Here is a 6580-nt window from a genome sequence, read left to right as displayed (position 1 = left end):
AATGAATGCAACAGGCAATACAACTCAATTAATTTCAGAAAAAATAAAAGGCATGCAGTCGGGTAAAGTACAGCAATATGGTATTTATTTTTTGGCAAGTGTAATTGGATTGGCAGTATTGTTTATTTATTTGTGGAGATAATATTATGAGGTTAGAATTAATTATTTGTTTTTAAAATGAATTGCCCCGGGCTTCAGCCCGGATAATGCTTTTTATTTTCGGCTTTAGCCAAAGTGTATCGAATTTAAAACAGTTCGGCTAAAGCCTTAAAATGTTTGATTTTACCCCCGGCCTAAAGGCACGGGGCAATAAAAAAATTAATAAGATAAAACTCTTTGATTAACGCTGTAGGAGTTTAGATTATTAAACACTTGAAAGTATTACAAGCAGACTCTTTGATTAACTCTCCAAGAGTTTAGATTATTAAACACTTGAAAGTATCACAAGCAAACTCTTGGAGAGTTTTGCAAGAATATTAAAATTTGAAAAAGCCAAAATATTAAGCATACCCCAGCATGAATTTATTATTATTATTAGCGGTTCCTTTACTCACAGCATTAGTTGTTTTATTTTTAAAAAATAAGCAACAAATAAGGTGGACTGCTTTTATTGGTGCAGGTGTTCAGTTAGCATTATCTGTTGGGCTGTTTGCTGCTTACAATACCGCAAGAAATAATGGACAGCAAACCAACTTTATTTTTGAGCAGCAACACAACTGGTTTCCCAGTTGGAATATCAGTTTGCATTTTGGTGTGGATGGTATTGCTGTAGCTATGATCTTATTAACCGCTTTCGTTGTAATTGCCGGCGTTTTAGTCTCGTGGAGTGTGGAAAAGATGACGAAGGAATTTTATTTTCTGTTACTCTTATTAAGTTTTGGAGCGTATGGATTTTTTATTTCTTTAGATTTATTTATCCTGTTTTTCTTTTTAGAAATTGCTGTAATACCAAAATATTTATTAATTGGCATTTGGGGAAGCGGCAAAAAAGAATACAGTGCCAATAAACTGGCTTTGCTGTTAATGTTTGGTTCTGCATTGGTATTAGTGGGTTTGTTAGGAATGTATTTTGGTGGTGCCGGCAAAACTTTTGATTTATTACAATTGGCTGTAACAAATATCCCTGTACAAACCCAATTGATCTGTTTTCCATTATTGTTTGTTGGCTTTGGTGTATTTACTGCATTATTCCCTTTTCATACCTGGGTGCCAGACGGTCACTCCTCCGCTCCTACAGCCGGATCAATGTTTCTTGCAGGTATTTCTATGAAGTTGGGGGGCTATGGTTGTTTACGTGTAGCCACTTACATTATGCCCGAAGGTGCAAAAGAATATGCTAACATTATTATTGTATTAGCATCTATTGCAATTTTATATGGTGCTTTTGCGACAATGATGCAGCAGGATCTTAAGTACATCAATGCATATTCTTCCATAAGCCATTGTGGTTTTGTTTTGCTGGGAATTGGGATGTTGACTAAAACTGCCATCACCGGTTCGGTAATGCAAATGGTGAGTCATGGTTTGATGACGGCTTTATTTTTTGCAGTAATAGGAATGATTTATGAACGTACACACACCAGGCAAATAAATGAAATGGGCGGACTTTTAAAAACCATGCCTTTTATTTCAACTGTTTTATTTATTGTGGGATTGTGTTCTTTGGGTTTGCCAGGGCTTAGTGGTTTTGTTGCAGAGATGACCATTTTTGTTGGCTCGTGGGAACATGCAGATAATTTTCATCGCATTGCAACTATTGCAGCCTGCCTTAGTATTGTAGTAACTGCGGTGTATATTTTAAGAGCAGTAGGAAAAACGGCTATGGGGCCGATGAAAGAAAGCTTTAGTAATTTAACTGATGCTGCATGGAACGAAAAATTAGCAGCCATAATTTTAATTGCAGGAATTTTAGCTATTGGTATTGCACCATTTTGGCTGAACGATTTGATAAAACCGGCAGCAGCAATAATTATGCAAAAGATACAGGCAGTAAAATAAAAGCTTAAACAAACCAGGTTTTTAAAACCTTATAGGTTTATAAAATTAAAAACATTACAGGGTTACAAAAATAACAAATGAGTGAATTTATTACCATAATGAAAAGTGAACTGGTACTTACCGGCATCATATTCTTTTTACTTTTTGTTAAATTGAGCAGGGGTATCAAAAATGAAACCCTGTTATCAATAATACAGCTGCTATTATTACTGAATTTTATTTTGGGATTTTTTATGAATGCTGATGGCAGCCTGTTTGATAATATGTATCAAACTAACCCCTTGATTGCTTTTGAAAAAAGTATATTGAATTTAGGGGTATATTTAATTGCGTTATTATTTACAGACTGGTTTAAAAAGACAGACAACTTAGCTGAATTTTTTATGCTGATGCTCTCTGCTTTATTAGGTATGTTTTTCCTTTTATCAAGCGGTAATTTTTTAATGTTTTATTTATCATTAGAATTGGCGACCATACCTGTTGCAGCATTAGCCAATTTCGATCTGCAAAAAAAGACCTCTTCAGAAGCAGCGATGAAGATGATCTTGTCTTCGGCATTTTCATCTGGCATTTTATTGTTTGGTATTTCATTAGTGTATGGCGCAACGGGCACTATAAGTTTTACAGAATTACCTGCATTACTTACCGGAAGTTCATTACAATTAATGGCGTTTGTTTTTTTAATAAGTGCCTTTGCTTTTAAATTATCTATTGTACCTTTTCATTTATGGACAGCTGATGTATATGAAGGTTCGCCATTTGCCGTTACTGCATTTCTTTCGGTAATTTCAAAAGGCGCTATTGCCTTTGTTTTTATTGCAACATTGTACAAAGTTTTTCAACCCATGGAGGCGGTTTGGTATAATATGATAATGTTATTATCCATTATCACTATGGTAGTTGGAAATCTTTTTGCCCTTCGCCAGCAAAACATCAAACGCTTTTTAGCTTTTTCTTCTATTGCTCAGGTGGGTTTTATTTTGGTGGGCATAAGCAGTAATTCCAATGAGGGAAATTCATCAGTTATTTATTTTATTTTAATTTATGTATTTAGTAACCTGGCGGCATTTGGTGTAGCTGCAATCATAGCAGCGCAAACGGGAAAAGAAAATATAGCAGATTATAAAGGCTTTTATCAAAATAATAAATTTTTAAGCTGGGTGCTGGCACTGGCATTATTTTCTTTGGCTGGTATTCCACCTACGGCAGGTTTTTTTGGTAAATTATTTCTATTAACTTCAGGTGCAGCTAAAGCCAATTATGCATTTATTATTATTGCAGCATTAAACATGATCGTTTCTTTGTATTATTATTTAAGAGTTATACGCTCTGTATTTATGGATAAGAATGAAATGCCTGTTGAAAAAATAGATTTGCAACCATCGGTAAAATTTGGATTAATAATTTGTGGAGGAGGAATTATTGTTGTTGGATTATTGAGTTGGGTGTATGATTATATTATTTCGCTAAGTTGAGCCCCCATGCCCTGAAGGGGAGTTATTCGAACATAATTAGAAAATTAAAATAACTATAATAGAAGATATTTGATAAAAATATAAACGCTAAATAACTCCCCTTCAGGGGATGGGGGTTACAATTATTAACTTTAAATAATTCCCCTTCAGGGGATGAGGGCAATTATGGCAATAAATAAAAATCATGAGTTTGAAGAATTAGACGGGGTTAAATGCGGCATCGTAGAAAAAAATGTTGTGCCGGAGAGAGTACAATTTTTAAAAGACCTGCTGGAGCAAAATGGTTTGACGGTTGTTGTGGTGCCCTCTCCGCCTCTTAAAGTTGCTGCACCTGCTGCAGAACTTTTGGAGGGTTTGGAACCTTCCAAAAGTTTAGCAACGCCTGAAACATTTACAGTTGGTGTAACTGATTATACCTTCAATGCTATCAATGCTATTTTTGGAAGGTTGCTGAAAACTAAAAGCGGCCATGTGGTTACGTTAGCCTACTGGCAGCAACAAGAAAAGGTGAGTAATGATGAAGTGCCGTATTTTGAAAGTTAGAAATAATATTTAAGTCCATATAAGACCCAAATGAAAAAAATCCTCTCGTTATTAACCTTTACTTTTTTAAGTTCGGCAATTTCTTATGCCCAGGATTTTCCCGATTTTGGAAAGCCAGCAAAAGAAGAAATAGAATTAAAAGAATGTGTATTTGAAAAAGATGCTGCATCAGTTGTTTTGATTCATGAAGCTTTTTCATACTCTGAGGATTATCTTCAATTGATAACCACTCATCATATTCGAATAAAAATTTTAAAGCCGTCCGGAGTTACTGCAGCAAATATTACAATTCCTTATTACAGAAGTAATAATTTTGAAAGAATCATCGATTTAGAAGCAATGACAATGAATATTTCCGATGACGGAAAGATTTCAAAACAAAAAGTTGAAAGGAAATTAATTTATACTACAAAAATAAATGAAGAGAAAGGTGAGATAAATTTTGTATTTCCTTCTGTTAAAACAGGAAGCATTATAGAATATCAGTACCGCAGTATTATGAGAAATTACTGGGGCCTGAGAGACTGGTATTTTCAGAAAGACATTCCAGTATTGATAAGCAGGTATCATCTTAAAATTATACCGGACAAACAATTTGCTTACAAAATTATTAAAAGGCCCGATGCAGAGGCGACTGTTTTACCTGAACCTGGAAGGATATTTTTTGAAATGAAAAATATTCCTGCTTTATCGGATGAACCGTATATGGATTCTAAGAATGATTATACACAAAAAGTGAATTTTCAGATCAGTGGCGTTAATTCAAGATGGGGTTCAAACAAAATGACCCCGGTACTTTCATCATGGCATGAAGTGAACTATACACTGCATTACCTTGAAAGTTTTGGCAAACAGTTAGAAAGTAAAATTCCTGATGCTGATGATTTTATACGTCAAACTAAACTATTACAATCTCCTGAAGAAAAAATGAACATTATTTATAATTATGTAAGGGATAATATGGTTTGGAATAATTATAAAAGTGTAGTTGCATTAAGCGACTTAAATGATGCATGGAAGGAGCATACCGGAAGTAGTGGCGACATAAATTTAACACTTGTAAGTTTGCTAAAAAAGGCAGAACTGGAAGTGTATCCTGTACTTGTAAGTGAAAGATTTCACGGAAATGTAGATACCACGTATCCTTTTGTTGACCAGTTTAATTCAGTATTTGCATGTGTTGTTATTGGTAATAAAAAATATTTTTTGGATGCCACTGATAAATATACTCCAGCTTACATCACTCCAAAAAACGTTTTAAATACAAAAGCTTTTATTATTAATCTAAAATCCGGGCAACTTCTAAATATACAAAACGATTCTTTGCAATACAAAGAAGGCATTTATGTAGACATGAAAATATCTGAGGAAGGAAATGTAAACGGACAGGCCTTAATAAGAAGCAAAGATTATGCAAGAATTAAAAAGAAAGAGGAGTATCAAAAAGATAAAGAAAAATTAAAAGAATTTTATTCTAAGAGAGAAGGCATCCCATTAATTCTGGACAAATATGAAATTATCAATCTTGAAAAAGATTCCTTGCCATTAGATCAAAAAATTGAATTCAAAAGTAATTTAACGGGCAGTGGGGATTATAAATTTATTCCCTTAAACCTTTTCTGTGAATTTGACAAAAACCCATTCCTGAGCGACAACCGGTTTTCAAATATAAATTTTGGTTACAGAAGAACCATAAATCTTAATTCGGTTATTGAAATCCCTTCCAATTATTCAGTTGACGAAATGCCTGAATCTGTCACCATTGAAACTCCCTCTAAGGATATTGTATTTTCACGTCAAATCACATTTAATAAAAATAATAATACTATCTATTGCAATTTAAAATTTGAATTTACTAAAAGTTATTACGAATCTGGATTTTACCCAACACTTAAAGAGGCATATAAGAAACTATTTAATTTTTTAAAAGAACAAATAGTTTTAAAGAAAAAATAAAATTCACCTCAATAAATACTGCTGCAATAAAAATACTCCAATACCCACAGCAAAAGCCACCAAAGCGATCCAGCTTATTTTTTTAAGGTACCATATAAAATCAATTTGCTCAATACCCATTACAGCAACACCTGCTGCCGAACCAATTATGATGGCACTGCCGCCGCTGCCGGTGGTGAGTGCTAAAAATTCCCAAAACGGATGATCGGTGGGATAAGTATTTAAATCATACATGCCTTGAGCGGCAGCAACCAGCGGCACATTATCCACCACAGCAGAAAGCAACCCTAAAAATATGCCTATCAAATAATCGTTTTTAAAAACAATGGTTAAAGTGTCGGCAAGATTTTTAAGTAAGCCGGTTGATTGTAGTGCAGCAACTGCTAATAATATGCCGAGAAAAAATAAAATACTGGGGGTATCAATCTTTTGTAATGCACGGGCAACAGTATATTGCTCTGCATAATTGGCTTTTTTATCTTTATGAATAATGGTAGTGATGACCCACATTAAACCCAACGCCAGCAGCATACCCATAAAAGGGGGCAAGTGTGTAAGCGATTTAAACAGGGGCACAAAAAGTAAAAATCCAATACCGCTGATCAAAA

At 34.2% G+C, this 6580-nt stretch carries 5 protein-coding genes; 4 read left to right on the top strand and 1 reads right to left on the bottom strand.

What is annotated here, in order from left to right; all coding sequences use genetic code 11:
* Positions 1-516: 516 nt before the first annotated feature.
* The 4 genes from ACY65O_RS08655 to ACY65O_RS08640 all read left to right on the top strand — a co-directional run bounded on the left by ACY65O_RS08655 (position 517) and on the right by ACY65O_RS08640 (position 5972).
* A complete protein-coding gene (locus tag ACY65O_RS08655; protein WP_462220456.1) occupies positions 517-1998 on the top strand; it encodes a complex I subunit 4 family protein in 1482 nt (493 codons plus the stop codon).
* 77 nt (positions 1999-2075) lie between these two features.
* Complete coding sequence (locus ACY65O_RS08650; protein ID WP_462220455.1) at positions 2076-3473, top strand: NADH-quinone oxidoreductase subunit N; 1398 nt, start codon at positions 2076-2078, stop codon at positions 3471-3473.
* A 153-nt stretch (positions 3474-3626) separates the two neighbouring features.
* Positions 3627-4016 (top strand): hypothetical protein, encoded by a 390-nt coding sequence (locus ACY65O_RS08645; RefSeq protein ID WP_462220454.1) that lies wholly within the window; start codon positions 3627-3629, stop codon positions 4014-4016.
* 30 nt (positions 4017-4046) lie between these two features.
* Positions 4047-5972 (top strand): DUF3857 domain-containing protein, encoded by a 1926-nt coding sequence (locus ACY65O_RS08640; protein ID WP_462220453.1) that lies wholly within the window; start codon positions 4047-4049, stop codon positions 5970-5972.
* 3 nt (positions 5973-5975) lie between these two features.
* Here the strand turns inward: ACY65O_RS08640 and ACY65O_RS08635 are convergent.
* On the bottom strand, positions 5976-6580 hold a 605-nt coding region (locus ACY65O_RS08635), incomplete at its 5' end, for an SLC13 family permease (protein ID WP_462220452.1).

Origin of the sequence: Ferruginibacter sp. (assembly GCF_031430955.1) — a bacterium.
Lineage (GTDB): Bacteria > Bacteroidota > Bacteroidia > Chitinophagales > Chitinophagaceae > Ferruginibacter.
The sequence above is the reverse complement of the archived record's forward strand: the minus strand, read 5'-3'. Positions and strand labels throughout refer to the sequence as shown.